The 25,977-nt window shown below is 64.7% G+C and carries 21 protein-coding genes and 4 tRNA genes; 16 read left to right on the top strand and 9 right to left on the bottom strand.

What is annotated here, in order from left to right:
• The first annotated feature begins 47 nt into the window (after window positions 1–47).
• Window positions 48–1,940 carry an Ig-like domain-containing protein gene (locus ACHHRT_RS07770; RefSeq protein WP_395499182.1) on the top strand — a complete coding sequence of 631 codons (1,893 nt, stop codon included), beginning with the start codon at window positions 48–50 and terminating at the stop codon, window positions 1,938–1,940.
• On the opposite strand, the gene rpe is transcribed toward ACHHRT_RS07770, so the two are convergent.
• From rpe to lgt, 3 genes are read right to left on the bottom strand one after another with little or no spacing between them, the layout of a single operon-like run.
• Window positions 1,937–2,614, bottom strand: coding sequence for a ribulose-phosphate 3-epimerase (rpe, locus tag ACHHRT_RS07765; RefSeq protein ID WP_395499181.1), 678 nt, complete (start codon window positions 2,612–2,614; stop codon window positions 1,937–1,939). The genes ACHHRT_RS07770 and rpe overlap by 4 nt on opposite strands.
• Before the next feature lie 13 nt (window positions 2,615–2,627).
• Window positions 2,628–5,387: a M16 family metallopeptidase gene (locus tag ACHHRT_RS07760; RefSeq protein ID WP_395499180.1), complete on the bottom strand. Its 2,760-nt coding sequence runs from the start codon at window positions 5,385–5,387 to the stop codon at window positions 2,628–2,630.
• Window positions 5,388–5,389: 2 nt separating this feature from the next.
• Window positions 5,390–6,178: a prolipoprotein diacylglyceryl transferase gene (gene lgt, locus ACHHRT_RS07755; protein WP_395499179.1), complete on the bottom strand. Its 789-nt coding sequence runs from the start codon at window positions 6,176–6,178 to the stop codon at window positions 5,390–5,392.
• A gap of 135 nt (window positions 6,179–6,313) precedes the next feature.
• Here lgt and ACHHRT_RS07750 point away from each other — a divergent pair, with 135 nt between their 5' ends.
• From ACHHRT_RS07750 to ACHHRT_RS07740, 3 genes are all read left to right on the top strand, one after another.
• On the top strand, window positions 6,314–8,047 hold the full coding sequence (locus tag ACHHRT_RS07750) for a B12-binding domain-containing radical SAM protein (RefSeq protein WP_395499178.1): 1,734 nt from the start codon (window positions 6,314–6,316) through the stop codon (window positions 8,045–8,047).
• A 161-nt stretch (window positions 8,048–8,208) separates the two neighbouring features.
• Window positions 8,209–9,183 carry a D-alanine--D-alanine ligase family protein gene (locus tag ACHHRT_RS07745; protein WP_395499263.1) on the top strand — a complete coding sequence of 325 codons (975 nt, stop codon included), beginning with the start codon at window positions 8,209–8,211 and terminating at the stop codon, window positions 9,181–9,183.
• Between the two features lie 2 nt (window positions 9,184–9,185).
• Window positions 9,186–10,586: a diguanylate cyclase gene (locus ACHHRT_RS07740; RefSeq protein ID WP_395499177.1), complete on the top strand. Its 1,401-nt coding sequence runs from the start codon at window positions 9,186–9,188 to the stop codon at window positions 10,584–10,586.
• Here ACHHRT_RS07740 and serS read toward each other — a convergent pair.
• The 4 genes from serS to ACHHRT_RS07720 all read right to left on the bottom strand — a co-directional run bounded on the left by serS (window position 10,579) and on the right by ACHHRT_RS07720 (window position 14,762).
• A complete protein-coding gene (gene serS / locus ACHHRT_RS07735; RefSeq protein WP_395499176.1) occupies window positions 10,579–11,853 on the bottom strand; it encodes a serine--tRNA ligase in 1,275 nt (424 codons plus the stop codon). The two genes, ACHHRT_RS07740 and serS, sit on opposite strands and share 8 nt — an antisense overlap.
• Before the next feature lie 93 nt (window positions 11,854–11,946).
• The gene (locus tag ACHHRT_RS07730; RefSeq protein ID WP_395499175.1) at window positions 11,947–13,743 is read right to left on the bottom strand and encodes an NTP transferase domain-containing protein; all 1,797 of its coding nucleotides are present in this window, start codon (window positions 13,741–13,743) and stop codon (window positions 11,947–11,949) included.
• On the bottom strand, window positions 13,736–14,419 hold the full coding sequence (mobB, locus tag ACHHRT_RS07725; protein WP_395499174.1) for a molybdopterin-guanine dinucleotide biosynthesis protein B: 684 nt from the start codon (window positions 14,417–14,419) through the stop codon (window positions 13,736–13,738). The genes ACHHRT_RS07730 and mobB overlap by 8 nt, the downstream gene beginning before the upstream one ends.
• A 1-nt stretch (window position 14,420) precedes the next feature.
• The gene (locus ACHHRT_RS07720) at window positions 14,421–14,762 is read right to left on the bottom strand and encodes a histidine triad nucleotide-binding protein (RefSeq protein WP_395499173.1); all 342 of its coding nucleotides are present in this window, start codon (window positions 14,760–14,762) and stop codon (window positions 14,421–14,423) included.
• Window positions 14,763–14,945: 183 nt separating this feature from the next.
• Here ACHHRT_RS07720 and ACHHRT_RS07715 point away from each other — a divergent pair, with 183 nt between their 5' ends.
• From ACHHRT_RS07715 to fliK, 3 genes are all read left to right on the top strand, one after another.
• Window positions 14,946–15,278 carry a hypothetical protein gene (locus tag ACHHRT_RS07715; RefSeq protein ID WP_395499172.1) on the top strand — a complete coding sequence of 111 codons (333 nt, stop codon included), beginning with the start codon at window positions 14,946–14,948 and terminating at the stop codon, window positions 15,276–15,278.
• 147 nt (window positions 15,279–15,425) lie between these two features.
• Complete coding sequence (locus ACHHRT_RS07710; protein ID WP_395499171.1) at window positions 15,426–17,336, top strand: response regulator; 1,911 nt, start codon at window positions 15,426–15,428, stop codon at window positions 17,334–17,336.
• A complete protein-coding gene (fliK, locus tag ACHHRT_RS07705) occupies window positions 17,333–18,463 on the top strand; it encodes a flagellar hook-length control protein FliK (RefSeq protein WP_395499170.1) in 1,131 nt (376 codons plus the stop codon). The genes ACHHRT_RS07710 and fliK overlap by 4 nt, the downstream gene beginning before the upstream one ends.
• 49 nt (window positions 18,464–18,512) lie before the next feature.
• Here the strand turns inward: fliK and ACHHRT_RS07700 are convergent.
• Both ACHHRT_RS07700 and ACHHRT_RS07695 read right to left on the bottom strand, forming a co-directional pair.
• A tRNA-Glu gene (locus ACHHRT_RS07700) sits at window positions 18,513–18,590 on the bottom strand.
• A 21-nt stretch (window positions 18,591–18,611) separates the two neighbouring features.
• Window positions 18,612–18,687 (bottom strand) — tRNA-Lys (locus ACHHRT_RS07695).
• 186 nt (window positions 18,688–18,873) lie between these two features.
• On the opposite strand from ACHHRT_RS07695, the gene rdgC reads away from it, so the two are divergent.
• From rdgC to yedF, 9 genes are all read left to right on the top strand, one after another.
• Window positions 18,874–19,479 carry a recombination-associated protein RdgC gene (rdgC, locus tag ACHHRT_RS07690; protein ID WP_395499169.1) on the top strand — a complete coding sequence of 202 codons (606 nt, stop codon included), beginning with the start codon at window positions 18,874–18,876 and terminating at the stop codon, window positions 19,477–19,479.
• Window positions 19,480–19,492: 13 nt separating this feature from the next.
• On the top strand, window positions 19,493–20,041 hold the full coding sequence (locus ACHHRT_RS07685) for a hypothetical protein (RefSeq protein WP_395499168.1): 549 nt from the start codon (window positions 19,493–19,495) through the stop codon (window positions 20,039–20,041).
• A gap of 119 nt (window positions 20,042–20,160) precedes the next feature.
• A complete protein-coding gene (gatB, locus tag ACHHRT_RS07680; RefSeq protein ID WP_395499167.1) occupies window positions 20,161–21,597 on the top strand; it encodes an Asp-tRNA(Asn)/Glu-tRNA(Gln) amidotransferase subunit GatB in 1,437 nt (478 codons plus the stop codon).
• Window positions 21,598–21,624: 27 nt separating this feature from the next.
• Window positions 21,625–22,356, top strand: coding sequence for a RadC family protein (radC, locus tag ACHHRT_RS07675; RefSeq protein WP_395499166.1), 732 nt, complete (start codon window positions 21,625–21,627; stop codon window positions 22,354–22,356).
• Entirely contained in the window at window positions 22,332–23,504 is a 1,173-nt protein-coding gene (gene hemW, locus ACHHRT_RS07670; protein WP_395499165.1) for a radical SAM family heme chaperone HemW, read from the top strand. Before radC ends, hemW begins: the two co-directional genes overlap by 25 nt.
• A 12-nt stretch (window positions 23,505–23,516) precedes the next feature.
• A complete protein-coding gene (gene radA, locus ACHHRT_RS07665) occupies window positions 23,517–24,878 on the top strand; it encodes a DNA repair protein RadA (RefSeq protein ID WP_395499164.1) in 1,362 nt (453 codons plus the stop codon).
• A 33-nt stretch (window positions 24,879–24,911) separates the two neighbouring features.
• A tRNA-Ser gene (locus ACHHRT_RS07660) sits at window positions 24,912–24,997 on the top strand.
• A gap of 25 nt (window positions 24,998–25,022) precedes the next feature.
• A tRNA-Ser gene (locus ACHHRT_RS07655) sits at window positions 25,023–25,116 on the top strand.
• Window positions 25,117–25,290: 174 nt separating this feature from the next.
• Window positions 25,291–25,902, top strand: coding sequence for a sulfurtransferase-like selenium metabolism protein YedF (gene yedF, locus ACHHRT_RS07650; RefSeq protein WP_395499163.1), 612 nt, complete (start codon window positions 25,291–25,293; stop codon window positions 25,900–25,902).
• Window positions 25,903–25,977: the final 75 nt, after the last annotated feature.

Genomic DNA, 25,977 nt, shown 5'->3' with positions numbered 1-25,977 from the left:
AATAAGGACGCCGAGCAGGCGTCCGGTGACCCAGGCGGATACGGACCATGGCAGAAGAAAAAGAGAAAAACGGTTTGGGCGATATCGACGATTGGCTGGCCGATCTGGATGATCAACCCAAAAGCGAGCCCGAGGTTGGGGTCTCTGCCGCCGACTTTGATGGCGGCGGTGAACTGGACCAATCCGATATTGATCAGTTGCTGGGGGGGGTGGGGGAGGAGGAGCCGGGTTCCGGCGAGGAGCAGTCATCGGTGGAGCTGGACCAGTCCGATATCGACTCCCTCTTCAATGAAGAGCCCCAAGCGGCCGCCGAGGTGCAAAGTGAGCCGAAAGAGAGCGTCGCGGCCGCCGATGTCACCGACGCCGGCGCCGATGATGATTTTGTCGGCCTTGATCAGTCCGAACTCGATGAGCTGCTGGATGATGATAAGGTCGAGTCCGTCGGGACGGCCGCCGAGGCGGTACCCGAGGCGGCTCCGGCCGCCAAGGCGGAGGGCAAGGATGAGTACGGTTTTGACGGTGATGACTTTGATATCGACAGCTTCGATTTCGATGACGCCATCCCCGATATTCCCGATGAGAGCATCCTGAACGCCGCCCAGGAGAAGGCTCCGGCAAAACCGACCGATGATGGCGATATTTTCGCCGACGCCCCCGAGGCTCCCCCGGCGGAGGCCCCAGGGCAGGCCACGGCCGAGGAGCAGCGGGAGCGCAAATCGTTCCTGGCCTTTCTCCCTCCCTCCCTCTCTTCGCTGCCCGCCAGGGTCAATCGGAGCACGCTGGGAGCGGGACTCTTTTCCCTGCTGCTGCTGATCGGCGGATTTTACTATTTCCTCGGGCGCCAGCCGGCGCCTGAACCGGCCATCCCGCCCCTGGTGCGGGAGCAGATGGTTCAGGCCCTGGAGCCGGAACCGGTGGAGACCATGGTTCCGCCGGTGGCCCGGGCTGACCGCTATCGGATGGAGGAGCAGGAGAGCGCCGTTGCCATGCAGCTGGTCGGCCGCGCCGCCGATGGCGGGCCCCTGGCCTACGAGATTGTCACTCCGCCCCGTTATGGCCGGCTTTCCGGCGAACCCCCTTTGGTGACCTATCTCCCCAACCAGGATTTCCCCGGGGAGGACAGTTTCGTATACCGGGTAAGCGATGGCCTGCTGGTCAGCGAACCGGCCCGGATCGAGATCGTGGGCCGGCGGGTACGGGAGGAGGTTGCCGAACCACCGGTTGGGCTGGCGGAGGTGGCGGAAGTGGAGGAGGTGTTGAGTCTGGCCCCGGCCTACCCCTGGGTCCGGGCCCGGGATCTTAGCCTTGCGACCTCCAGTACCGAGCCGCTGCTGATCGACTGGGCCGAGATCTGGCACCGGGAGAACGGCACCCCCTTCTCGCCCCGGATCAAGGTGGAAATTCTGGGAACCGACCGGCTGACCGGCCAGCTGGTGGCCTTGGGTCCCGCTGCCCATCGTTACCAGCCCGACCCCTATTTTGCCGGGCTGGAGAGCCTGCGCTACCGCTTTAACCACGCCGGCGTTCGTTCCAAGGCCCGCCGGCTCACCCTGGAGGTGGCGGAGGGCAGCCCGGCGCCCAGCTTGCGCCTGCGCCCCCTGGCCGCCAGTTATCCGGTGGGGGAGACGGTGCTGCTGGACGCCGGCGACACCCTGGCCTTCCGCCCCCGGGAGTTGCGCTTTGAATGGGAGCAGTTGAGCGGAACCACGGTCCTGCTGGAGCCCTTGGCCGCCAACGCTGCGGTGGTCCGTTTTGTCGCCCCCTCCGCCTTCAGCACCGTGGCCGACCCCAAGGTGGTGCTGCGGGTGACCGCCATCGATCCGAAAAGCGGGCAGAGCGATTCGCGGATCGTGGAGATCGCCACCGCTTCCCGCCGGCACGGAGCCCTCTGGTCGCAAGGTGGCGGCGGGGGCCACGGTTCCCCCCTGTACGGACTTTAGGCCAGGGCCGCCTTCAGGTCGCTGATCGCCCGGGCGTAGTCAGGGCGGCCGAAAATCGCCGAGCCGGCCACGAAGATATCGGCCCCCGCCTCCCGGATCGCCCGGATGGTGTCGGGGGCCACCCCCCCGTCCACCTCGATTTCGGTACTCAGACCCCGCTCCTCGATCATCCCCTTCAACTCCCGGATCTTTTGCAGGGCCGAAGGGATGAATGACTGGCCGCCGAAGCCGGGGTTGACACTCATCAGCATCACCAGGTCGATCTCCGCCAGCAGGTAATCCAGGGTGGCCAGCGAGGTGGCCGGATTGAGCACCAGCCCGGCCCGCTTGCCCAGGTCTTTGATCTGGTGGACGGTGCGGTGCAGATGATGGCCGGTTTCGACGTGAACCGTGATCCAGTCAGCCCCGGCCCGGGCGAAGGCCTCCACATAACGCTCGGGATTTTCCACCATCAGGTGGACATCCAGGGGCAGGTCGGTGATCTTGCGGACCGCGTCCACCACCAGGGGGCCGATGGTGATGTTGGGCACGAAATGGCCATCCATCACATCGACGTGAATGATGTCGGCCCCGGCGGCGGCCACCGCCCTGATCTCTTCCCCCAGGCGGGAAAAGTCGGCGGAGAGGATTGAGGGGGCGAACTGCGGTGGTTTCTGGTTGGTCGGTTTGGACATTTTAGCTCTTCCTCTACTGTTCGCTGATCGGTTGATCAGGTTCCCCGGCGGCCGCTTCCGCAGCTGGTCCCTGCTCCCGCTCAGCGCCGGAATTTCCCACGGTAATCATGACATAGCGTTCCGGCTGCAGATAGCGCCGCGCCGTTGCCTGCACCTGGTCGGGGGTGACCGCCTCCAGGTAGCTCTGATAACGTTGGGCGAAATCAAGCCCCAGGCCGTAGGTTTCGTTGAGGGCCATCTCCATGGCCCGGGCGCCGTTGCTCTGCAGGCCCAGGCGGTAGTTGCCCACCAGGACGTTGCGGGCCCGGTCCAGCTCCTCGGCGCTGATCGGTTCGTTGCGGACCCGGTAGAGTTGGCCCCAGATCTCGGAAATTGCCTCATCCCGGCGTTGGGGACTGGTGCCGATATAGATGCCGAAGGCCCCGGTATCGGTCCCCAGCAGGGAGAATGAGGAGAGGCTGTAGGCCAGGCTGCGCCGATCACGCAGCTCGGTGAACAGCCGCCCGCTCTGGCCGGAGAGGACCTGATCCAGGATCTCCAGGGGGTAGCGGTCGGGATTATCCAGGGTGGTACCCAGAAAACCCAGGACGATATGGACCTGCTCCCGGTCGCGGCTGAGGTTGATGATCTCCGGCCGGGCCGGCGGTTCCGGGGCCAGCAGACTTTCCCGCACCGGCCCCGCCTCCGTTGCCGGGGCTTGCCAGTGGCCGAACAGTTGCTCCACCTGGAGGCGTACCCCCTGGGCATCCACGTCGCCCACCACCGCCAGGACCAGTTTGTCGGGCCGGGCGTGCTGCCGGTAGATCTCCCGCAGGGTGCCCAGCCGCAGCCCTTTCAGGGAGGCGGCATTGCCCTGGGTGTTCAGGGCGTAGGGATGGCCGCGGAACAGGGCCCGGTTGAATTCGCGAAAACCCACCGACGGCAGGGAATCTTCCTGGCGGCGCAGTTCCGCCAGCAGCTCGGCCCGGATCTTTTCTGCCTCCTCCGGGTCGAAGGCCGGCTCCAGCAGCACATCCCGCAACAGGATCAGCCCCTGATCGAAGAAGCGGGCCAGGAAATCGCCCTTGACCCCGAAGGTGTTACGGCCGTTGAACCCTTCAAGCTCGCCGGCCAGGTCGGCCACGGCCCGGGCCATCTGACGGGCGTCCAGCTCCCCGGCCCCCCGGGGCAGCAGTTCGGCCAGAAAGGCGAAGGCGCCGTTGGTCAGCGGGGTTTCCCCGTGCAGGCCGCCGGGAAACACCGCCCGTATCGCCACCGTCGGGACCTCCCGTTGCTCCCGGACCAGCAGGGTAATGCCGTTGTCCAGTTCAAAACGGTGGGTGTGGAGGGGCAGGGTCAGATCCCGGCTCTCCCGGGGCGCTTTTTGGCGGGCGACGGCCGCGGCGGCGGCGATGATCCCCCCCATTCCCGTCTGGTCCAGCTCGATTCCGGAATCACGGGGGGCCAGCAGGCCGGCGGTCAGCCGGGTTTCCTGGAAATAGGTGGCGGCCACTCGCTGGATGTCGGCGGCCTCCACGGCCCGGAGTCGCTCCAGGTAGTCATGCTCGCGAGGGTCGCCGGTGAGCAGTTCAAAGGAGCCCATCACCCGGGCCATCCCCTCGGCCCGTTCCAGATTGAAGACGAAATCCGCCTCCAGGTTGCGGCGGGCCCGCTCCAGCTCCTCCTCGCCCACTGGAAAATGGCGCAGGGTGAAGAGGGAGGTCAGGATCTCCCGGAGGAGCTCCGGGGCCTTGGCCGCGTCCAGGGTGGCTCCGACCTGGAACAGGCCGGGATCGCGGGAGCTGAACAGGGAGCTGCTGATCCGGTAAACCAGGCCCAACTCATGGCGCAGTCGTTCGTTGAGCCGGGAGGCTTCGCCCTGGCCCAGGATCTGGGCCAGCACGCTCAAGGCGGCGCTGTCGGGGTGCTTGAAGGCGGGAACGGGAAAGGCCAGGGCCAGATGGGTCTGGTTGATCTCCTGCTCCTCCAGGAAAAAGCGGTGCTCCTCGGGGATCGGCTCCTGGGGCAGGTCGCGCTCCACCGCTTCCGGCCGGGCGGGCAGATCGCCGAAGAGCCGGCGGCTGTGGGCCAGGACTTGTTCCGCTTGCAGGTCGCCCACCACCACGATGGTGAAATTTTCCGGGTGGTAGTGGCGCTCCATATAGGCCAGAATATCGTCGCGACTGATGGCCGCCACGCTCTCCTGGGTGCCGCTGATGGGCAGCCGGTAGGGGTGGGTGGTATAGGCCCGGGCCATCATCTCCTGGAAAAGGTGAATCTCCGGGCGGTCCCGCCGCATTCTGATCTCCTCGAAGATCACCGGCTTTTCCCGCTCCAGCTCTTCGGGATCGAACAGGGAGTTGAGCACCGCGTCGGCCAGCACCTCCATGGCCGCCGCCCAATGGCGGGCGTCCAGGGTGGCGTGATAGACCGTGTGCTCGAAACTGGTATAGGCGTTGATTCGCCCCCCCAGGGCCTCGATGGCCCCGGCCACCTCGCCGGGTCCGCGCCGGTCGGTACCCTTGAAGATCATATGCTCGATCAGGTGGGTGATTCCGGCCTCGTGGGGAGCCTCGAAAACGCTGCCCGCCCCCACCCAGATCTGGACGGTGGCCACCCCGGTGTCCGGGGTCTCCCGTGTGATCACGGTGAGGCCGTTGGCAAGTTTTTCCTTGTAGAGATGGGGGGCCAGCTGGCTGGCGGCGCTACTGTCGCTGTTTGTCATGGTAAGGGCCAGGGTTGCGGTTAAAAGGAAGAGGACAAGGCGCAAGCGCCGGCAAAGTTGCGGCAGCATAATCAGGATCTCCGTCGCAGGGCAAACCAGAGGGTCAGGCCGGTCAGAATCATCAGGGCGCTTAGGGCCTGGCCCATGGAGAACAGGTCGAGGAAGAGGCCGAGTTGGGCGTCGGGTTCCCGGAAAAATTCCACGATGAAGCGCATGGTCCCATAACCCATCAGGAAAAGGGCCGCCAGACTGCCAGCCGGCCAGTTGTGCCGCCAGTAGCGGCCCAGGGCCAGCCACATGATGATAAAGAGCACCAAGCCCTCCAGGAAGCTCTCGTAGAGCTGGGAGGGGTGGCGGGGCAGGGGACCGCCGTCGGGGAAGATCATGGCCCAGGGCACTTCGCTGACCCGGCCGTAGAGCTCGCCGTTGATGAAGTTGCCCAGCCGGCCCAGGCCCAGGCCGATGGGGGCGGCCACCATATAGGCGTCGGTGGTGCGGAGGAAGGGCAGGCCGCTGTGGCGGCAAAAAAGCCAGCCCCCGAAGAGCAGGCCCAGCAGGCCGCCATGGAAGGACATCCCCCCCTGCCAGGTGGCGAAAATCTCCAGGGGATGCTCCAGGTAATAGCTAAAGTGGTAGAAAAAGACGTAACCCAGGCGGCTGCCGATGATCAGGCCGGCGATCAGCACCAGGTTGAGGTTGTCGAAGTTGCGCTCCAGGCCGGGATGGGGGTAGCGCCGGAACTGGTAGCGCACCAGAAAATAGGCGGCAATGAAGCCCAGGACATACATCATCCCGTACCAGCGCACGGCCAGGGGGCCCAGCTGGAAAATGATCGGGTCGATTTGGGGGTAGGGGAGCATGGTTGCTTTTATCGCTGGCTGTGACTGACGCGGGGTTTGCTCGCTTGGATGAGCGAAGGCTTGTCAAGAGCCGTCGCCGCCGGTATGATGACCATTTAATCCTCCCCTTTTTACCTGGTCTTCGCCGGAAAAACAATGCTAATCCGCCTGGTCGCGCTCAACGCTCGTTTTGTCCACTCCTCCCCATCCCTCTTTTATCTGCGGGAAGCCCTGGCCGCCCGGCTGCCTGCCGCCCGGCTGGAGATGGCCCAGCTCACCATCAACGATCCCTACTATGAAACCCTGTTGCGGCTGCTGGAGGGGGATCCCGCCGCCCTGCTCTTTTCGGTTTACGTCTGGAATGCCGACTTTACCCGGCGGTTGCTGCTCGATCTGGCCCAGGCGCGGCCGGGATTGTCGCTGGTGGTGGGGGGGCCCCAAGCCCCCCATCTGGATCTGCCGGCCCGCCCCGGCTTCAGTGTGGCCCGGGGGCCGGTGGAGGGGTTGCCCCTTGAGTTTTTCGCCGATCTGGCGGCGGGGCGCCCGGCCCCGGCCTACCAGGCCGACCCCCAGGCCCCCTTTGCCATGCCCTACCGGCGGGAGGATTGGGGCGAGGGCCTCAAAAACCGCCATATCTACTATGAGTCCTCCCGGGGGTGCCCCTTCGGTTGCTCCTACTGCCTCTCCGCGGCCCGGCGGGGGGTTGCCGCCCTGCCTTTAGCCCAGGTTTTCCAGGAGCTGGAGCTGCTGCTAAGCTGCCACCCGCCGGTGATCCGTTTTGTCGATCGCACCTTCAACGCCCCCCCGGAGCGGGCCCTGGCGATCTGGCGTTTTTTGGCGGCCAACAGCGCCGCTGCCCTTGCCGCCGGCCATCCCGCCACCCTCTTCCATTTCGAGATCGCCCCCGACCTTTTCAGTGACGAGGCCCTGGCCTGGCTGGCCACGGTGCCGCCGGGCCTCTTTCAGTTTGAGATCGGCCTCCAGTCCTTCAACCCGGCCAGTCTGGCGGCGGTCAATCGCAACCCGGACCTGGAGCGGGCCGCTAGCGCCATCGGTCGTCTGCGGGCCGCCGGCAATATCCATCTCCACCTGGATCTGATCCTGGGGTTGCCTTTTGAAGAGTGGGCCACCTATTTGCACTCCCTTAACCGGATTCTGGCCCTCAGGCCCCAGCAGTTGCAGCTGGGTTTACTGAAAGTACTGCCCGATACCCCCCTGGCCCGGCAACGGGAGGAGTTCGGGCTGCGCTGCTGCCAGGCTCCTCCCTATCCGGTGCTGGCCACCCGTTGGCTGAACCAGGGGCAACTGGCCGAGCTCTACCGGTTGGGGGAGGTGATCGAGGCCTTTTACAACCCCCGCTATTTTCAGGTTACCCTGGGCTATCTGCTGGACCGGGAGCCCGATCCGGCCGCCTTTTTTCTGGAACTGGCCGCCGTTTGCCAAGGCCGCCGTTTTTTTGAACGGGCCCGAACCCAGGAGCTGTTGAGTGAGCTGCTGGCCTGCTGTTGCCAGTCCCGGCCCGACGCCGGACTGCTTGAAGAGCTGCAGCGCTTTGACTGGCTGGCCTGCGGGCACCGCCGCCTGCCTTTTCACCTGCTGCCGGATGTTGCTTGCAAGGAAGGGCCGGCGCCGGATGATGGCGGGGCGGCCTGGCTCAAAAAAGCCCAAGACCGGCTCTGGCGGCGGTTGCCGGACAATTTGCCCCCCCATTTCAGCTCGCGGACCCGGAGCGCCTTTTTCAAGCGTGGAGTATTCGCCCCCTTTTCCGCCGCCGCCCTCAAGGAGCTGGAGCCGGGAGCCGGGAGCGGGGGGGTGGTGGTCTTTCTGCCCACCAGGGCCGGAGGACTCAATCCCCGCCAGGATACGGTTTTTTTCCCCGATCAGCCCTGAGCTGGCCCGCCGCGACCGATTGCCGCAAGTGGGCCGGCTGGGGGAGCGTGGCGCCGGCCTAAAAAAAAGTGGACAAAAGCAAAAGGAGTACTAGTGTTGTGATCCACTCTGTGAATATAATCAGCGATGTTTACCAACCTGCCAACAGTAACGAAGAGATGATGACGGAACAGAAAAAAATTCGAGTGGCCCTCTTGGCCGGCGGCCGTTCCGGGGAGCGGGAGGTTTCCCTGGCCGGGGCGGCGGAAGTGGAAAAGGCCTTGGATCCAAGCCGCTACCAGGTCCGCCGCTATGATCCGGCCACCGATTTGGCCCGGCTGGCTGCCGACGCGGCGCCGGGGCCCGATGGTTCCCGGGGCATCGATGTCGCCTTTATCCTGCTCCATGGCCCCCTGGGCGAGGATGGCACGGTGCAGGGCTTTCTCGATCTGCTGGAGATTCCCTACCAGGGCAGTGGCGTGCTGGGCAGCGCCCTGGCCATGGACAAGGATCTGGCCAAGCAGCTCTATCGCCTGGCCGGGTTGCGGGTGCCGGCCTGGGAGATGGCGGTGGCGGCCGATCGGGACGATCCCCGGCGGCTGCTGGCCCAATTACCTCTCCCGGTGGTGGTCAAGCCGGTTCGCCAGGGTTCCAGTCTGGGCATGAGCATCGTCGACCGGGAGGAGGAGTTGGCTCCGGCCCTGGCCCGCGCTTTCGCTTTCGATGACCAGGTGATGGTGGAGCAGTTTATCCGTGGCCGGGAGCTGACTGGTGGGGTGCTGGGCAACCGGGAGCTGATCGCCCTGCCCATCGTGGAGATTATTCCCGGTGAAACCTTCCGTTTTTTCGATTACCAGGCCAAGTATCAACCCGGGGCCAGCCGGGAGATCTGCCCGGCCGAGCTGCCGCCGGAGATCGCCGCCGAGGCCCAACGTTGTGCCTGCCTGGCCCACGGCGCCCTGCGTCTGAGGGGCTACAGCCGCACCGACATGATTCTGGCCGGCGACGGCCTCTATATCCTGGAAACCAACACCATCCCGGGGATGACCCCCACCAGTCTTCTGCCCCAGGCGGCCGCCGCTGCCGGTCTCGGTTTCGGCGCCCTGCTGGATCGCCTGCTGGAGTTGGCCCTGGAAAATCGTTCGGAAGGAGGGTAGCCTTGGCCCAGAAAGTCCCCGAGCCGTTGCTGATTGTTGAGGATGACCCGGTCTGCCGCAGGATTCTCTCCACCGTGGCCGAAGAGGAGGGGTACCAGGTCTTCACCTGCCCCGACGGGGAGTGCGGCTGGGAGGCGTTTCAGCGCCATCAGCCCCGGATCGTGGTGCTGGACTGGATCATGAAGGGGATGAACGGGGTCAGTCTGGCCGGCAAGATCCGGGCCAGCGAGATCGGCCGCTACGTCACCATCCTGATGGTAACCATCAAGGATCGGCCCCAGGATATCGAAGAGGCCCTCAGAGCCGGGGTTACCTACTACCTGGTCAAGCCGGTGATGCGGGAGCTCTTCCGGGCCTGGCTGGTGGCGGCTCGGGAGATCGGTGAGGATATGCGCCAGTTGCGGCAGCATCACCAGGCCGAGGAGAAACATCGCCAGGAGCTGGAGGCTCTGAATTCCCAGCTGGAATGCGCCATCGCCCAGGCCAACGAGATGGCTGCCGAGGCTTCCCTGGCCTATATCGAGATCAACCAGATTTTCCGGACCGTGGCCGGTGGTATTTTTCTGATCGACACCGATTTCGAGATCCTGCGCTACAACGAAGCCCTGCTGCGGATGGCCGGGGTGACGGCGGCCCAGGCCGAGGGGGCCAAGTGCCACGAAATCTTCCCCTCCGTCCTCTGCGGCACCCCAAGCTGCCCCCTGCGCCAGATCAAGCAGGGGGCGGAGCAGGTGGAAAACGAGATCGAATTTGCCGGCCCCGACGGCCCGGCCTACTACCACGTCCTGGCCACCCCTTTTCGGGGGCCGGCCGGCGATTTGGTGGGGATCGTCGAACACATCACCGATGTCACCAGCCGGGTTCTGGCCGAGAAGGCCCTCCAGGAAAGTGAGCAGCGCTACAAAGAGCTGAGCATCGTCGACGAGCTGACCGGGCTGTTCAACAAACGCTACTTCAATCAGCACCTGGGGCTGGAGGTGGAGCGGGCCCGCCGCTACGGCCAATCCCTGGCCCTGCTGATCATGGATATCGACCATTTCAAGCACTTTAACGACACCTATGGCCATCCGGCCGGTGATCGGGTTTTGGCGGTCATGGGGGCGATGCTGCGCGATTCGTTGCGGCTTAATGATCTGGCCTGTCGTTTCGGGGGGGAGGAGTTTGTGGTGATTCTGCCCGAGACCGACGGCGAGACCGCCCTGCGGCTGGCCGACCGCCTGCGGGAACGGTTCGCCACCCTGGAGTTTCAGCCCCGGGAGGATGGCGAGGTGGTTCGCAAGACCATGAGTATCGGGGTGGCTCAGTTTGAGACCGATGAAAGCCCCGAAGCCCTGCTGGAACGGGCCGATAAAAATCTTTACCAGGCCAAGGAAGCGGGCCGCAATCGCTCTATCTTCAAGTAAGCCGGGAGCTGAAGTAGGGCTTGAGGGCTTCGGGCAGCCGGATGGTACCGTCGGCCTGCTGGTGGTTTTCGTAGATGGCGGCCAGGCTGCGCCCCACCGCCAGGCCGCTGCCGTTTAGGGTATGGACCAGGGCGCTCTTCTTCTCTCCGGCCGGGCGATAGCGAATGCCGCCCCGCCGGGCCTGGAACTCCCCGAAGTTACTGCATGACGAGATCTCCCGGTAGCAGTTCTGGGCCGGCATCCACACCTCGATATCATAGGTCTTGCGGGCGGAAAAGCCCAAATCGCCGCTGCACAGGGTCACCACCCGATAGGGCAGCTCCAGGAGCTGGAGGACCTTTTCGGCGTCGGCCAGCAATTTTTCCAGCTCCTGGTCGGAGTTCTCCGGGGTGGTGAACTTGACCAGTTCCACCTTGTCGAACTGGTGCTGGCGGATCAGCCCCTTGGTGTCCCGGCCGTAGGAGCCGGCCTCGGAGCGGAAGCAGGGGGTGTAGGCGCAGTAGTGGATCGGCAGCTCATGCTCGGCTAAGGTTTCGTCGCGGTGGATGTTGGTGACCGGCACCTCGGCGGTGGGGATCAGCCAGAGATCGGTCCCCTCCACCCGGAAGAGGTCGGTCGCGAATTTGGGCAACTGACCGGTGGCGGTCATGCTGGCCGAATTGACCAGAAAGGGGGGCAGCACCTCGCGGTAACCGTGTTTTTCGGTGTGGAGATCGAGCATGAAGTTGATCAGGGCCCGTTCCAGGCGGGCGGCAAAGCCGGTCAGCAGGGCAAAGCGGGCCCCGGAGAGCTTGGCGGCCCGGTTGAGATCGATGGTGCCGTCGGCTTCCCCCAGCTCCCAGTGGGCCCGGGGGGTGAAGTCGAATTGGGGCGGGCTGCCCCAGCGGCGGTACTCCAGGTTGGCGCTTTCGTCATTGCCCACCGGGACCGAATCGTGGCAGAGGTTGGGGGTACTCATCACGATCTCCTCCAGCCGGGCGTCGATCCCGCTCAACTGTTGCTCCAGCTCCTTGAGCCGCTCCGCCAGCTGCCGGTTCTCCTCCATCATGGCGGCGGCCTCCGCCTCCCGGCCCGCCTTTTTCAGCTCTCCCACCGCCCTGGAGTCACTCTTGCGGCGATTGCGCCCCGCCTCCAGTTCCGCCAGAATCTCCCGCCGGCGCTGATCCAGGGCCGGAAACTGCTCCAAGGCGGCGGTGTCGTGGTTGCGCAGGGCGCTCTTCTCTTTAACCAGGGCGAAATTTTCCCGAATAAATCGCAGCTCAAGCATGGTCGGTGCTCCTGTTGGGGTTGGGGCGGACGAGTTGAAGTTTGTAGCACGGCCGGGAGGATAAATCAAGAACGACGCCACCGGCCCCGGGTCTCAGGGGACGGGGATCAGGCCGACCAGCTCCCCCCGCTTAAGGGCGCGGCGATGGGCCGGGATCAGCATCACCCCGTTGAGGGCTTCGCCCGGGCGGGGTGAACGTACCGTCAACCGCTCCCCCTGGGGAATCAGCACTGCCTCTTTCAGGTGGATCACCCCCCGGTGGCGAACTTGCAGGGGGTGGAGCAGCCGGGCCCGGAGCAGCTGGGGGCGGGGGCGCCGATCGCCCTGGAGCCGGCGCAGAGCCGGGGCGATCAGGAGATGGAAGAGGAGATGGACCGCCGGGGGGGGGCCCGGCAGGCCGAAAAAGAGGGTCTCGCCCAGCAGGGCCGCCATGGTGGCCTTGCCGGGCCGGACCTTGAGCTCCCGGTAGAGTACGGGGGCCCGCAGTTTTTCCAGCACCCGCCCCACCAGGTCGTATTTGCCCGGCCCCATGCCGCCGGTGGAGATGATGGCAGCCAGCCCCTGCTCCCGGTGAACGCTAAGCGCCGCGGCGATCCTGCGGCCATCGTCCGGGACCGTGCCCAGATCCACCGGTTCGGCGCCGCAGCGGCGGATCAGGCCGGCCAGCAGAAAACGGTTGCCGCCGATCAGGTTGCCGGGAGCGGGGTTTTCGCCGGTATCATCCAGCAGTTCGCTGCCGGTGCAGAGCAGCCCCACCCGGGGGCGGACAAACACCTCGATCTCGCCGACCCCGGCGGTGGCCAGCCGGGGAAGATGATCGGGTTCGATCCGGCAGCCGGCGGGAACAATCACCTGGTTGCGGCGCAGGTCGGTGCCCACCGGCCGGACGTGGGTGCCGGGGCGGCAGGGTGTCGCCAGCTCGATTCGCCGCTCGCCCTCATGGCTGACCTCCTCGAAGGGGATCACGCTGTCGGCGCCGGCCGGCACCATGCCGCCGGTCATGATCCGGTAGGCGCCGCCCCGGTCCAGGCGTTCAATCCCACCCCGGTGGCCGGCGGCAATCTCTCCCTGGAGGTTAAGGCTGACTTTATGGTTGGGGGTCGCGGCCCTGGTGTCGGCGGCTCGCAGGGCGTAGCCGTCCCGGCAGGCCTGGGGGAAGGAGGGGACGGCCAGGCGGGCGCGCACCGGTGCCGTCGGAATCCGGCCCAGCACCGCGGCCAAGGGTAGGGTTTCACCGGGGCCCGGTCGGGTCTGGCCCAGAATCAGCCTTTGGGCCTGTTCCAAAGTGGGCTGGAGGCGCTGATTCTGGAGAGCCTCCAGTTCCTGGGTGAAGTTGATGTTGATGAAGGGCCGGTGGGCCGGGGAGTCCAGCCCCAGTTCGGCGGCATTCAGTTCCCGGACCCGCAGGCGGGCCAGCAGATCGGAGATCCGTCTCTCCCCCCGGGCCAGGGCGGCGCTGATCTCCGGCAGGATGCGACGGTGATAGAGGGCGTGCAGGGGTTCCCGTTGCCCATTCGGGGCCGGCAGCACCACGTCCCCGTCGTCGGCTTGGGCGCAGAGGCGGCGAATCGGTTCGGGATCGAGCCGGGGCATGTCGCAGGCGGTGATAAAGGCCCAGGGGGTCTCAATCGCGGCGCAGGCGGCCTCGATTCCGGCCAGGGGGCCGGCTCCGGGGGTCAGGTCGCCGGTCATGGGCCAGCCCAGGAAGGCGTACTCCTCCGGGGAGTTGGTGACCAGCAGTCGCCGGTCAAACAGCCCGCTCAAGACCCTGGCCACATGCTCGATCAGGGGGCGGCCCCGATAGAGGGCCAGGGCCTTGTTGCTGCCGAAACGGCTGCTGCGGCCACCGGCCAGAATCACCCCTGTGACCGTTACCGAGGGGTCACTCATTGCCGGGCCGGTTGTTGATGCTGATGCCGATGGTTTGAGGATCCTCGCAGCCCCGCAGGCTGGCGATCATCCCCAGGATGCCCCGCTGGAGAAAGGCGCTGGCGAAGCGGTTCAAGGGGATCGGATTGCCGTTGACCGTCAGGGTGATGGCAGGCGGCGCCGCAGCCATGGGCAGCTTGGCCGGGGGCAGAAAGCGTTGTTCGAGGAGATCGGCGATGGCCGCCACCTGATCGGGGCTGAAGCAGGGCAAGCCGCCGGCCAAGGGGATATCGGAGACCAGGGCGATCCAGGAATCATCGCGATCGGGCAGGGGTTCGGGGTGGATCGCCCGCCGGTAAACTTCGATCTTGGGCAGGGCGGTGCGCTTGTAACCTTCGGCCAGAACCAGGTCCAGCTCGCCGAAATAGCGGGTCACCAGCTCTTCGACCCCCAGGTCGTGGTCGGTATCCCGGACCAGGCCGATACCGGTGGGGGAGGAGAGCATCACGGTGTGGGCTCCGGCCTGCTTGTGTCGCCAGGTGTCCTTGCCGGGGGTGTCCATGGCGAACTCATGGACATGGTGCTTGATGGTTCCAACCCGGTAACCCCGGCGGCTAAGTTCCGGCAGCAGTTTCTCCAGCAGGGTGGTTTTGCCGCAGTCGGGCTTGCCGACCAGGGCGATGACGGGGGGCGTCATCTCAGCCCGGCGGCCAGCTCAGCGGCCGGCCTCCCAGCACATGCAGGTGGAGGTGAAAAACGGTCTGGCCCGCCCCCGCCCCGTTGTTCATCACCAGGCGGCAGTCGGTGATCCCGTTTTCCCGGGCCAGTTCCGCCCCCTTGCGGACCAGGGCGCCGATCATCTTCTCATCCTCCGGGGCCAGGGCGCCGGGGCCGCTGACATGCTTTTTGGGGATGACCAGGAAATGCTGGGGCGCCTGGGGGGCGATATCGCGGAAGGCCAGCAGCTGGTCGTCTTCGTAGAGTTTGTCGGCGGGGATTTCACCCCTGATGATTTTGCAGAACAGGCAGTTGTCGGCCATGAACTCCTCCTTGCCGGGCTGGGGTTGGTCAAGTCGAGCGGTTATCGGAAAATACCGGGAGCGGGCCGGGGGTGTCAAGCCGTAAACCCGGCCCGGAAAAGGGGGCTCGTTTTTCGGCGCCGGCTCGGTTAAGGTGAGAGACTTTGTTGATTAATATAACTGATTGATTATAAGGAGCGAACGATGCGTCAGCTGGTGATCGATGAACTCAGCCGGGAAGAGTGGCATAACCTGGAAAGTTACCTCAAGCGAAATCTGAAGCCCGGCCCGCTACCCGGACTCTTCTGGCTGGAGCTGCCCCCGGAGCTCTGGGGGGCGGCCCAGCAGGGGCACGAGGAGTGCGCCCCGTTTTACCTGGGGGTTGAACTGACCGAGAAAAGGTTGGTGTTTGAGCTGCTGGTTCGCAGCTCCGGCCGGCTGCACTGCTCCTGTATCGGCTATGCCGAACCGGCCCAGCGTGATTTTTTGCTCCATTTTTTTGATAAAATGCTGGCCGAGGAGCGGATCAGGGCCTGAAACCGGGCTCCCGCCCGGCTTTGCCGATCTTTACCTTGACAGGGGCGGGGCGGGCCGCATAGCATGTGATACCTGTTTGCGGCCACGACAACCCGCCCGATAACGGGTTCTTAGGTTTTTTGGGAAATTACAGGTGGTGGTTTTTTCATGGTGATGACTTCGGTGGCCGGATTTCAACAGCACGTCTCCCTCTCCCTGGAGCAGTTGCTCCAGCCGGGGGAGATCGTGGTGATTGTTGATGACGATCCCGCCATTCGCGAGCCGGTGCGCGACTTTTTCGCCATGGCGGGTTTGCCCGCCGAGGAGAGCGGCACCGCGGCCGGCCTGATGAACCGACTGGCCGAGCGCAAGGTGGCCCTGGTGCTGCTCGATATCGGGCTGCCCGATACCGATGGGGTGACTTTGCTCCCCCAACTGGTTGAAAAGGACCCCGACCTGGCCGTGGTGATGCTGACCGGGGTCGCCGATCTGGAGGTGGCCCTGGAGTGCATGCGCAAGGGGGCCACCGACTATATCTCCAAGCCCGCCGGCCTGGAGCAGATCTTTCATGTGGCCCGCAAGGCCCTGGAAAAGCGGCGCCTGATCCTGGAAAACCGCAAATACCAGGAGGAGCTGGAGGAAGCCCATTTCCGCCTGCGCCTGCTCCATCAGCTTTCCCTCAAAATGAACAGCGTCTATCTCAGCACCGTGGAGTTGGACGAGATCCTGCGGGCGGTGCTGGTGGGAATCACCGCCCATGAAGGACTGGGTTTCAACCGGGCTTTTCTGGCGATGTTCGACGACCAGCTGCGGGAGTTGCGGGGCCATATGGCCACCGGCCCCGGCTGTCGGGAGGAGGCCGGCCAGATCTGGGGGGAGATGCGGGAGCGGGAGATGGATTTCAGTCAGATCATCAGCAACTCCCGCGAAGATTGCCGGCGGGGCGATACGGCGGTTAACGGTATTGTCCGCCGGTTGACGGTGGCGGCCACCGAGAGGGAAAATCTCCTGATCAGGGCGGTGGAAAGCCGGCGCAGCATTCTGGTCGGACCGGAAAACGGCGGGGTGCCCATTCTGCTGGCCAAGAACTGGGCCAACGGCAAGGCTAACGGCAATGGGGTCCAGTTGCCCGAGGGGGAGCCCCTGCCGGTGCCCCATCAGTTGATCGAAATCCTCGGCGAGGACACCTTTGTGGTGGTGCCCCTCTATTCGCCGGGGCGGGCCTTCGGGGTGATTGTCGCCGACAACTATGTGACCCGGCGCCCCATCACCAGCGTCCATGTCAGCGCCCTTGAACTCTTTGCCAGCCAGGCCAGCATGGCCATCGAGCAGAGCCATCTCTATCGCGAAATGCAGCACAAGATTTCCGAACTGGAGGCAACCTACGAGGAGTTGAACCGCAGCAAGGATCTGCTGGTGGAGGCGGAACGCTATTCGGCCCTGGGCCAGATGGCGGCCCAGCTGGTCCACACCATCCGCAACCCCATCACCTCCATCGGCGGGGTTTCCCGGATTCTGGCCAAAAAAACCAGCGATGAGAGCTGGCTTAAATATATCAACGTGATCACCAAGGAGACCGCCCGCCTGGAGTCCACCCTCACCGATCTTTACGATTTCGTCAGCCAGGACAAGGTGGAGAAACGGCCGGTGATGCTCTGCGGCCTGGTCAAGAAGACCATTTTGCTGTTGCAGCACGAGCTGACCCGCCAGCTCATCGCCTGGAACGTGATCTGCCCCGAGGGGGGGGTGACGGCCAATGTCGATGAGCGCCAGATGCGCCAGGTTTTTCTCCATCTGGTTAAAAACAGCATCGAGGCCATGCCCGAGGGTGGCGAGCTGACCCTGGAGGTGGCTGAGGAGGAGGGGATGGCGGTGATCCGGATTCGGGATACCGGGGCGGGGATGGCCTCCTCCCAGGTGGAAAGGGTGCGTGACCCCTTCTTCACCACCAAGACCTACGGCACCGGCATGGGGCTGACCCTGGTGGAAAAGATTGTGGAAGCCCACGGGGGCCGGTTTGCCCTCAAAACCGCCAAAAGCGGCGGCATGGAAGCCACGGTTAAAGTTCCCCTCCAATGATCAAGATCGGCGATTTGCTTCCGACCCCCAGGCCGGCCGGCGGCCGCGGCGATGGGGGTGGCCCGGCGGCGGTTAAACCGGTGGCGCCCCAAGCCAATCTGGAGCAGGGGGCGCTGTTGCGGGGGCGGGTGGTGAGCGCCGGGGCCGACGGCCGGCTGGTGCTGGACCTGGCTGGCCAACGGATCGAGGCTCGGAGCACGGTGCCCTTGCCCCCCGGCCGCGAGTTCTGGTTCGAGGTGCGTCAGGGCGGCCAAGATCCCCGGTTGGCCCTGGCCGACAAGCAGGGCGGGGTTCAGCGCTTCCTGCAGCAGGCTTCCGGTGGGCTGCAGGATCTGAATCGCCTGGGGACTTTGTTGTCCCTGTTGGGCCGGTCGCTGCCGGCGACCGGTCTCGCCACCCCGTCTCTTCCTGGCGGGCCCGCCGCCGGCGAGGGTGATCCGACCGCGCTTCTGGCCCGGCTGTTTTTGGGCTCGGAGCCGGAACCGGAAAAAATTGTCCGCCTGCTGACCATGCTGCGGGGAGGGGAAGCCGTCCTCGCCGGCCGGGGGCCGCTGCCCAATCTGGCGGGCCGGTTGCAGGCCCTGGTCGCCGGGGCGGGTGCCCCGCCGCAACCCGCCTTGGCGGAAGATGGCGCTTCGCCCCCGGCCGCTTCGCTGCGGGAGGCCCTGGCCGGCCTGGCCCGGGCCGGTGGGGTGTTGGAGGCCCTGGTCACCATGAATGAACAGCCCCCCCCACCCGGTCAGCCCCCCTTCTGGCTGCTGCCCTGTTTTTTCGCCCTCGATGCCGGGGCCGGCAGTTGGCTGCTCAGTCGGGGTGAGGCCGGCGAAGAGGGCGAGGAGTCATCTTCCCTGGTCTTTTTTCTGGAGATGAGCCGGCTGGGGGAGTTGCAGCTCCAGGTGCGGGTGCGCCGGGAACGGCTGGAGGGGGATTTTTTTCTGGCCGACCCCGAGACCGCCCGTTTTCTGCGGGGGCGCCTGGGGGAGTTGCGGGAACGGTTGGCCGCTTTGGGCTACCAGTCGGTTCTGCGCTGCCGGGTGGGGGGCGAGCCGCTGTTGCCGGCTCTGAAGGCCGCGCTGGAAAAGGCGACCGGTTCCGCCTCCCGCCAGCTCATCGACATCAAGGCCTGAAACGAAAAAAAAGGGGTTGGCCGTAAACGGCCAACCCCTTTCCATATGGTGGCGTCCCCAACCGGATTTGAACCGGTGTTGCCGGCGTGAAAGGCCGGTGTCCTGGACCTGACTAGACGATGGGGACAAAAGTGCTGCCTGGCTCGAATGGTGGGTCGTGTTGGATTCGAACCAACGACTCTCTGCTTAAAAGGCAGATACTCTACCGACTGAGTTAACGACCCCCTTGCAAAGAGGGCCTTTTTTACAACAGCGAGACCCGGCTGTCAAGTCCAAGCTTGCCGCTGGCCACGTTTTTTCTGGCCAACGCCGGCCGGGAAAGTGCTTGTCGGCCGCCGGGTGGTCTGCTATTGTCTGCCGTGGCCCGCAGGACCGACTTTACACTTTTATATCATAACGGGAAGATATTTATGGGACTTTTAGCACGCTCCGCCGGCTTTGTTCGTTACGCGGTGGAGGGGCCGTTGCCGGAAAATTTCTGGGATTTCGCCGCCGAGCGGATCGCCGCCCACAGTTTTCGCGATATCGACGAAACCTATGATGAGCGCTCCATCGGCTGGGTGTCGGTGGCCAGCATGTTTGACAGCGATTTCAGCCGGGCCCCCTACGCGGTGGGCGATCACCTGATCCTGAGCATGCGGATCGACGAGCGCAAGGTGGCGGCCAAGATTCTGCGCAAGTTCTGCCTCAAGGAGGAGGAGCGGCTCAAGGTTTTGCGCCAGGTGCCCAAACTGAGCCGGGCCCAGCGGCTGGAGATCAAGGAGAATATCGAGTTGAAGCTGCTCAAGCAGGCCCTGCCGGCCCCGGCGGTTTATGACCTCTGCTGGAACCTGGCCGCCGGCACCATCCTCTTTTTCTCCACCAACCAAAAGGCCCAGGAGAGTTTCGAGGAGCTTTTCCGGCAAACCTTCGAGTTGGGGGTGATGCTCCAGGTGCCCTATCTGGTCGCCGAGCATCTGTTGCCCGCCGAACAACATTCCGCCCTGGCCGATCTGAGCCCGGCGATTTTCGTCTAAGGAGGTTGGGGCGGTGGATCTGGTTGACCTGATTGAAGAGAAACATTTCCTGGGCCAGGAATTTTTAACCTGGCTCTGGTACAAGAGTGAAGAGCGGGGCGGGGCGGTGCTGGTGTCGGAGATCGGCCAGGATATTTTGGTGGTCTTTGAAAAGCATATGCTGCTGGAGTTCGGCGAGGGCGAGACCCGGGAAAACGTGGTTTGCCGGGGCTTGATGACCGAACTGCGAGAGGCTCGGGCCGGCCTGGCTTTGGGCAAAAAGCCCGAGCAGGCCCGGATTCGGATCCAGCGGGACGACCATGAGTGGAGCCTGACCATCAAGGCCCGGATCTTCGAGTTCCAGAATGTCCGGCTGCCCAAGACCGAGATCGGGGCGGAAGGGGCGAGCAACGATGGCGATCCCCTGGCCGCCGAGGGGCTGATCCTGGATCAGATCGGACTTTTTGAGATGGCGGTACGCACCGTGGATCAGCTCTTCCGGATGTTCCTGGAGGTGCGCTGCGGGGAGCAGTGGCCGGCGGAGCTGGGCAAGATCCAGGTTTGGGTAAGGAAGCAAAATTGACAACCTCGCAAAAACCCGCCAAACGTGTTGGTCGGCCATGCGAAAACAACAAGTTACGAGGCGTGCCCCGTCGTCGTCGCGGCTTTTTGCGACGTCGACAAAATTAGGCGAGGAACGCGATGGAGTTTGAAACCGTCATCGGGCTGGAAGTGCATGCCCAGTTGAAAACCCGAAGCAAAATTTTCTGTGGCTGCAGCACCGAGTTCGGCCGGCCCCCCAACAGCAATACCTGCCCGGTCTGCCTTGGGCTGCCGGGGGTGCTGCCGGTGCTCAACCGGCGGGTGGTGGAGTTTGCCATCAAGCTGGCCCTGGCCACCGACTGCCAAATTAACCAGCGCAACGTTTTCGCCCGCAAAAACTACTTCTACCCCGATCTGCCCAAGGGCTACCAGATCTCCCAGTTTGACCTGCCCATTGCCGAGCATGGCCGCCTGAGCATCGATCTCGACGGTAAGACCCGGGAGATCGGGATCACCCGGATCCATATGGAGGAGGATGCCGGCAAGCTGATCCACGACGAGCGGGAGCCGGTGAGCTATGTCGATCTCAACCGCGCCGGCACCCCCCTGCTGGAGATTGTCAGCGAACCCGATATCCGCTCCCCCGAGGAGGCCGCCGCCTACCTGCGCAAGCTCCACGCCATTGTCCGTTATCTTGAGATCTGCGACGGTAACATGCAGGAGGGCAGCTTCCGCTGCGACGCCAACATCTCCCTGCGGCCCAAGGGGGAGGAGAAGCTGGGCACCCGCACCGAACTTAAGAACATGAACTCCTTCCGCAACGTCCAGCGGGCCCTGGAGTATGAGGAGCGCCGCCAGCGCGACCTGCTGCTGGACGGCGAGGCGGTGGTCCAGGCCACCCTGCTCTGGGACGCCGACAAGGGGATCAGCCTGCCGATGCGCTCCAAGGAGGAGGCCCACGATTACCGCTATTTTCCCGACCCCGATCTGGTGCCGGTGGTGATCGCCGATGAGTGGATTGCCGCACTAAAGGCCGAGCTGCCCGAGCTGCCTCTGGCCAAAAAGACCCGTTTTATCCAGGAGCTGGGGCTGCCAGAGTATGACGCCGAGGTGCTTACCTCCAGCCGGGATCTGGCCGATTACTTTGAAAGCGCCCTGGCGCTCTATCCCGGGGCCAAAAAGTTGAGCAACTGGATCATGACCGAGTTGATGCGGGTGCTGAAAGGGGAGGAGGGGATCGATCTTGCCGGCTGTCCGGTCACCCCCGCCAACCTGGCTCGGCTGCTGACCATGGTGGATCAGGGGAGCATCAGCGGCAAGATCGCCAAGACCGTCTTCGAGGAGATGATGGCCTCCGGGGCCGATCCCGAGAGGGTGGTCAAGGAGAAAAACCTGCTCCAGGTCAGCGATGAGGGCGAGTTGACCGCCATCGTTCAGAGGATCATCGCCGATAATCCCGAGCAGGTCGCCCAGTTCCGGGCCGGCAAGGGCAAGGTGCTGGGCTTTTTCGTCGGCCAGTTGATGAAGGAGACCAAGGGCAAGGCCAACCCCCAACTGGCCAATCAACTCTTCACCAACGAGCTGCAAAAAGGGTAGCCAGGGTTGCTGCGCTGGCAGGGAGGCATGGGGCAGGAGGCTCGGCATAAGGGGGAAGGGCACCGGCAGCGGCTGCGGGATCGCTTTTTAAGCCATGGAGCCGACGGGCTGACCGACAGCGACATGCTGGAGCTGCTGCTGACCATGGGCACCCCCCGGCGGGATTGCAAGGAGCCGGCCCGGGCTTTGCTGGCCCGCTTCGACGGCTCCCTGAGCCGGGTGCTGGATGCCGGCCAGGCCGAACTGGAGCAGGTGGCCGGGGTGGGGCCGAAAAACGCCTTCGCCCTCCACTTTGTCCAGGCGGTGGCCCGCCGCTATCTGCGGGAACGGCTCATGGGGCGGGAGTATCTCCGCTCCAGCCGGGAGGTGGGGGACTACCTGATCCATGCCCTGCGGGGGCTCAGCCGGGAGACCCTGGTGGCGATCCTGCTGGACGCCTCCTACGGCATTCTGGCCCTGGAGGAGGTGGCGGTGGGCACTCTGACCGCCGCCTCGGTCCATCCCCGCGAGGTGGTGGCCCTGGCCATGCAACACCGGGCCGCCGCCGTGATCCTGGCCCATAACCATCCCTCCGGCAATACCCAACCCTCGGCCCAGGACCGCCGCCTGACCCGCCATCTCTTTCTGGCCCTGGCCTTCTGCGAGATCCAGTTGCTGGACCACTGCATTATCGGGGCCGATGAGCGGCCTTACAGTTTTGCCGATCACGGCCTGATGGAAGAGATCCGCCAAGCATGTCAGCCGATCATCCAGGGCTGACCGCCCGGCCCGGGATTTACGTTCATATCCCCTTCTGCCGCAGCAAATGCGATTACTGCGCCTTTGTCTCTCTGCCCTGCCGCCGGCCGCCCGGCTCCTATCTTAAGGCGGTGCTGGCCCAGGCCCGGCAGTTGGCCGAGTTGCCCTGGAGCCGGGAGCAGCTTTTCGGTTCGCTCTTTATCGGCGGCGGCACTCCCACCATCTATCCGCCGGAGCAACTGGCCGAACTGATTGGCGAGCTGTTCCGGCTCTTCCGTTTCAGTTCCGAAGGGGATGAGCCGCCGGAGATCAGCCTGGAAAGCAACCCCAACACCCTGAGCCGGGAGGGGCTGCGCCGGTTGCGCGCCGCCGGGGTCAACCGGCTCAGTATCGGGGTGCAGAGTTTTGACGACCAACTGCTGCAGGCGGTGGGCCGGGGCCATGATCGGGCCGCGGCCCTGGCCGCCATCGCCTGGGCCCGCGAGGCCGGTTTTGAAAACTTCAATCTGGACCTGATCTACGGCCTGCCCGGCCAGACCGCCGAGCGGTTCCGGGCCGATCTGACCACGGCCATGGAGGCCGAGCCCACCCATCTGGCCATCTATCAGTTGACCCCGGAGGAGGGGACCCCCCTGGTCGGGCGCCTGGCCGCCGGGGAGCAGACTCTGCCCGACGATGATCAGTGCGCCGCCATGGAGGAGCTGGCCCGAAAACTGCTGGGGGCCATGGTTTACGAGCAGTATGAGGTTGCCAACTACTGTCAGCCCGGTTATCAGTGCCGCCACAACCTGAACTACTGGCGGAACGGCTCCTATCTCGGTCTGGGGGCGGCGGCCTTCTCCTGCCTTGACGGCCTGCGGATCGGCAACGTCCGGGCGCCGGGCCTTTATCGCCGCCTGCTGGCCGCCGGCCAGGCCCCTTACGCCACCGCCGAGGCCCTGGGTCGGGAAGCGGCCTTCCGGGAGACGGTGATCATGGGGCTGCGGCTGACTGAAGGGGTGGAGATCGCCGAGCTTCAAAGGCGCTTTGCTTTGACCCCGCAAGCCTATTATGGAACAATGCTGACGCGGCTGCTCGATCTGGGTCTGCTGACCCTGGAGGGCGGCCGCCTGGCCCTGAGTGAACGGGCCTTTCCCCTGGCCAATCAAGTCCTCTCTCAACTGGTTTAGGTGGCCGGCAAAATGGCGAAAAAGAAGACCAGCTATATCTGTTCCGCCTGCGGCGAGGCGACCAACAAATGGGCCGGCCAGTGTGTGTCCTGCGGGGCCTGGAATACCCTGGAGGAGGGGAGTCGGCCCGCCGCTCCTGCTGCGGACGCGCGGCTGGGAGGCTACAGCGGGGCGGTGATGTCGGTGCAGGAGCTCGGAGCGGTGGAGCTGGCTGAAACCCCCCGGATCGGGACCGGCCTGGCCGAGTTGGATCGGGTGCTGGGGGGTGGTCTGGTGGCCGGTTCGGTGGTGCTGGTGGGCGGCGATCCCGGGGTGGGCAAGAGCACCGCCCTGCTGCAGGTGGGCAGCAACCTGGCCGCCCAACATAAGGTGTTGTACGTCTCCGGCGAGGAGTCCCCCCGCCAGATCGCCATGAGCTCCCGCCGCCTGGGGCTGGCCGATAACGGCATGCTGCTGCTGGCCGAAACGGTGATCGAAAATATCCTGGCCACCGCCGCCGAGGTCAAGCCCCGGGTCCTGGTGATCGACTCCATTCAAACCATGCAGGTGGGCGCCCTGGCCTCGGCCCCGGGCAGCGTTGCCCAGGTGCGGGAGTCCGCCGCCCTGCTCACCCGCTTTGCCAAGCAGAGCGGCACCGCCGTTTTTCTGGTGGGCCACGTCACCAAGTCCGGCAACCTGGCCGGACCCCGGGTGCTGGAACATATGATCGACGTGGTCTGCTATTTCGAGGGGAATCTGGACAGCCGTTACCGCTTGCTGCGGGCGGTGAAGAACCGGTTCGGAGCGGTCAACGAGCTGGGGGTTTTCGCCATGACCGACCGGGGGCTCAAGGAGATCAGCAACCCCTCGGCCATCTTCCTCTCCCGTGACGGCGAGCCGGCCCCGGGCAGCCTGGTCACCGTCCTCTGGGAAGGAAGCCGGCCGCTGCTGGTGGAGTTGCAGGCCCTGGTCGACCAGAGCCGGGCCGAAATTCCCAAACGGCTGGCGGTGGGCCTGGAAAACAATCGCCTGGGCCTGCTGCTGGCGGTACTCCACCGCCATGGCCGGCTGGCCACCTATGATCGCGATGTTTTCGTCAACGTGGTGGGCGGGGTGCGGGTCAATGAAACCGCCGCCGATCTGGCCCTGCTGCTGGCGGTGGCCTCCAGCCTGGCCAATCGGACCCTGGCTCGGGATCTGGTGGTTTTCGGCGAGGTGGGGCTGGCCGGCGAGGTGCGCCCGGTCCTCAACGGCCAGGAGCGTTTGCGCGAAGCGGCCAAGCACGGCTTCAAGCGGGCGATCATCCCCAAAGCCAATGCCCCCCGGGAGCCGATCAAGGGTTTGCAGGTAACGGCGGTGGCTAAATTGGCCGAAGCACTGGAGACGTTGACATAAGGGCGGGAGAATGGTAGATAGTTCTCCCTGCTTGGAGGAGTGGCCGAGTGGTTTAAGGCGGCGGTCTTGAAAACCGTTGTACGAAAGTACCGTGGGTTCGAATCCTACCTCCTCCGCCACACACCACGCTTCCTATCAAGTTGCGGAGAGATGACCGAGCTGGCCGATGGTGCTCGCCTGCTAAGCGAGTGTAGGGTCAAAAACTCTACCGAGGGTTCGAATCCCTCTCTCTCCGCCATTTTTTTCTTTGTACCTCCCCCCTGATTGCGTTGTTTTCCCACTGACCGGTTTGGCATCGGAAATCCCGATGGTTGATCCAGTCGTTCATCACTCTTTTCTATTTGCCTGATCCCCCGAAAAGCAGGAGAATAAGAGCCGGTTTAAGTATCGGAAATTCAGATCAGGAGCTTTTATGTCGCGCGAACTCGATTGCCGGGGACTGGCCTGTCCCGGCCCGGTAACCCAAGTCAAGGATCTGCTCGCCGCCGAGCATCCCGCCAGTCTGGTCGTCGTGGTGGACAACCAGGCGGCCCGGGAGAACGTCAGCCGTTTTCTGCGCTATCACCATTACCAGGTCGAGGTCGAGGAGCAGGGCGATCTCTTTCGGATCAGCGGCACCGCTGCCGCCGAGGGGGAAGCGGCCTGCCAGCCCATGCCCGAGGCCGAGCTGCGCCCCGGCTCCGGACCCAGAAAGATCATGGTGCTGGTGGCCAGCGACCGGCTGGGGCGGGGCGATGATGAGCTGGGGGCGGGGCTGCTGCTCAGCTTGCTCAAGACCTTAAAGGAGATGGGGCCCGATCTCTGGCGCCTGGTGCTGGTTAACGCCGGGGTGACCCTGACCGTGGAGGGGGCCGCCGCCCTGCCCGCCCTCAAGGAGCTGGCCGCCGACGGGGTGCATATCATGGTGTGCGGCACCTGCCTGACCCATTTTCAGTTGCTCGAGAAAAAAGAGGTGGGCGAGACCACCAATATGCTGGATATCGTCACCGCCATGCAGCTGGCCGATTCGGTCATCAATATCTGATTTTGCCGGATTTTCGCCGCCAACCTGCCCGAACAACCGGAGTTTTCGGCTCCATCATCTCCAGCCCCCCTCACA

The sequence above is a fragment of the Desulfurivibrio modestus genome, assembly GCF_044068625.1.
GTDB lineage: Bacteria > Desulfobacterota > Desulfobulbia > Desulfobulbales > Desulfurivibrionaceae > Desulfurivibrio.
The sequence above is the reverse complement of the archived record's forward strand: the minus strand, read 5'-3'. Positions and strand labels throughout refer to the sequence as shown.

Bases quoted from the DNA above. Each gene is read 5' to 3' on its own strand.
- ACHHRT_RS07770 (WP_395499182.1), top strand. From the start codon at position 48: ATGGCAGAAGAAAAAGAGAAAAACGGTTTGGGCGATATCGACGATTGG.
- rpe (WP_395499181.1), bottom strand. From the start codon at position 2,614: ATGTCCAAACCGACCAACCAGAAACCACCGCAGTTCGCCCCCTCAATC.
- ACHHRT_RS07760 (WP_395499180.1), bottom strand. From the start codon at position 5,387: ATGCTGCCGCAACTTTGCCGGCGCTTGCGCCTTGTCCTCTTCCTTTTA.
- lgt (WP_395499179.1), bottom strand. From the start codon at position 6,178: ATGCTCCCCTACCCCCAAATCGACCCGATCATTTTCCAGCTGGGCCCC.
- ACHHRT_RS07750 (WP_395499178.1), top strand. From the start codon at position 6,314: ATGCTAATCCGCCTGGTCGCGCTCAACGCTCGTTTTGTCCACTCCTCC.
- ACHHRT_RS07745 (WP_395499263.1), top strand. From the start codon at position 8,209: ATGACGGAACAGAAAAAAATTCGAGTGGCCCTCTTGGCCGGCGGCCGT.
- serS (WP_395499176.1), bottom strand. From the start codon at position 11,853: ATGCTTGAGCTGCGATTTATTCGGGAAAATTTCGCCCTGGTTAAAGAG.
- ACHHRT_RS07730 (WP_395499175.1), bottom strand. From the start codon at position 13,743: ATGAGTGACCCCTCGGTAACGGTCACAGGGGTGATTCTGGCCGGTGGC.
- mobB (WP_395499174.1), bottom strand. From the start codon at position 14,419: ATGACGCCCCCCGTCATCGCCCTGGTCGGCAAGCCCGACTGCGGCAAA.
- ACHHRT_RS07720 (WP_395499173.1), bottom strand. From the start codon at position 14,762: ATGGCCGACAACTGCCTGTTCTGCAAAATCATCAGGGGTGAAATCCCC.
- ACHHRT_RS07715 (WP_395499172.1), top strand. From the start codon at position 14,946: ATGCGTCAGCTGGTGATCGATGAACTCAGCCGGGAAGAGTGGCATAAC.
- ACHHRT_RS07710 (WP_395499171.1), top strand. From the start codon at position 15,426: ATGGTGATGACTTCGGTGGCCGGATTTCAACAGCACGTCTCCCTCTCC.
- fliK (WP_395499170.1), top strand. From the start codon at position 17,333: ATGATCAAGATCGGCGATTTGCTTCCGACCCCCAGGCCGGCCGGCGGC.
- rdgC (WP_395499169.1), top strand. From the start codon at position 18,874: ATGGGACTTTTAGCACGCTCCGCCGGCTTTGTTCGTTACGCGGTGGAG.
- gatB (WP_395499167.1), top strand. From the start codon at position 20,161: ATGGAGTTTGAAACCGTCATCGGGCTGGAAGTGCATGCCCAGTTGAAA.
- radC (WP_395499166.1), top strand. From the start codon at position 21,625: ATGGGGCAGGAGGCTCGGCATAAGGGGGAAGGGCACCGGCAGCGGCTG.
- hemW (WP_395499165.1), top strand. From the start codon at position 22,332: ATGTCAGCCGATCATCCAGGGCTGACCGCCCGGCCCGGGATTTACGTT.
- radA (WP_395499164.1), top strand. From the start codon at position 23,517: ATGGCGAAAAAGAAGACCAGCTATATCTGTTCCGCCTGCGGCGAGGCG.
- yedF (WP_395499163.1), top strand. From the start codon at position 25,291: ATGTCGCGCGAACTCGATTGCCGGGGACTGGCCTGTCCCGGCCCGGTA.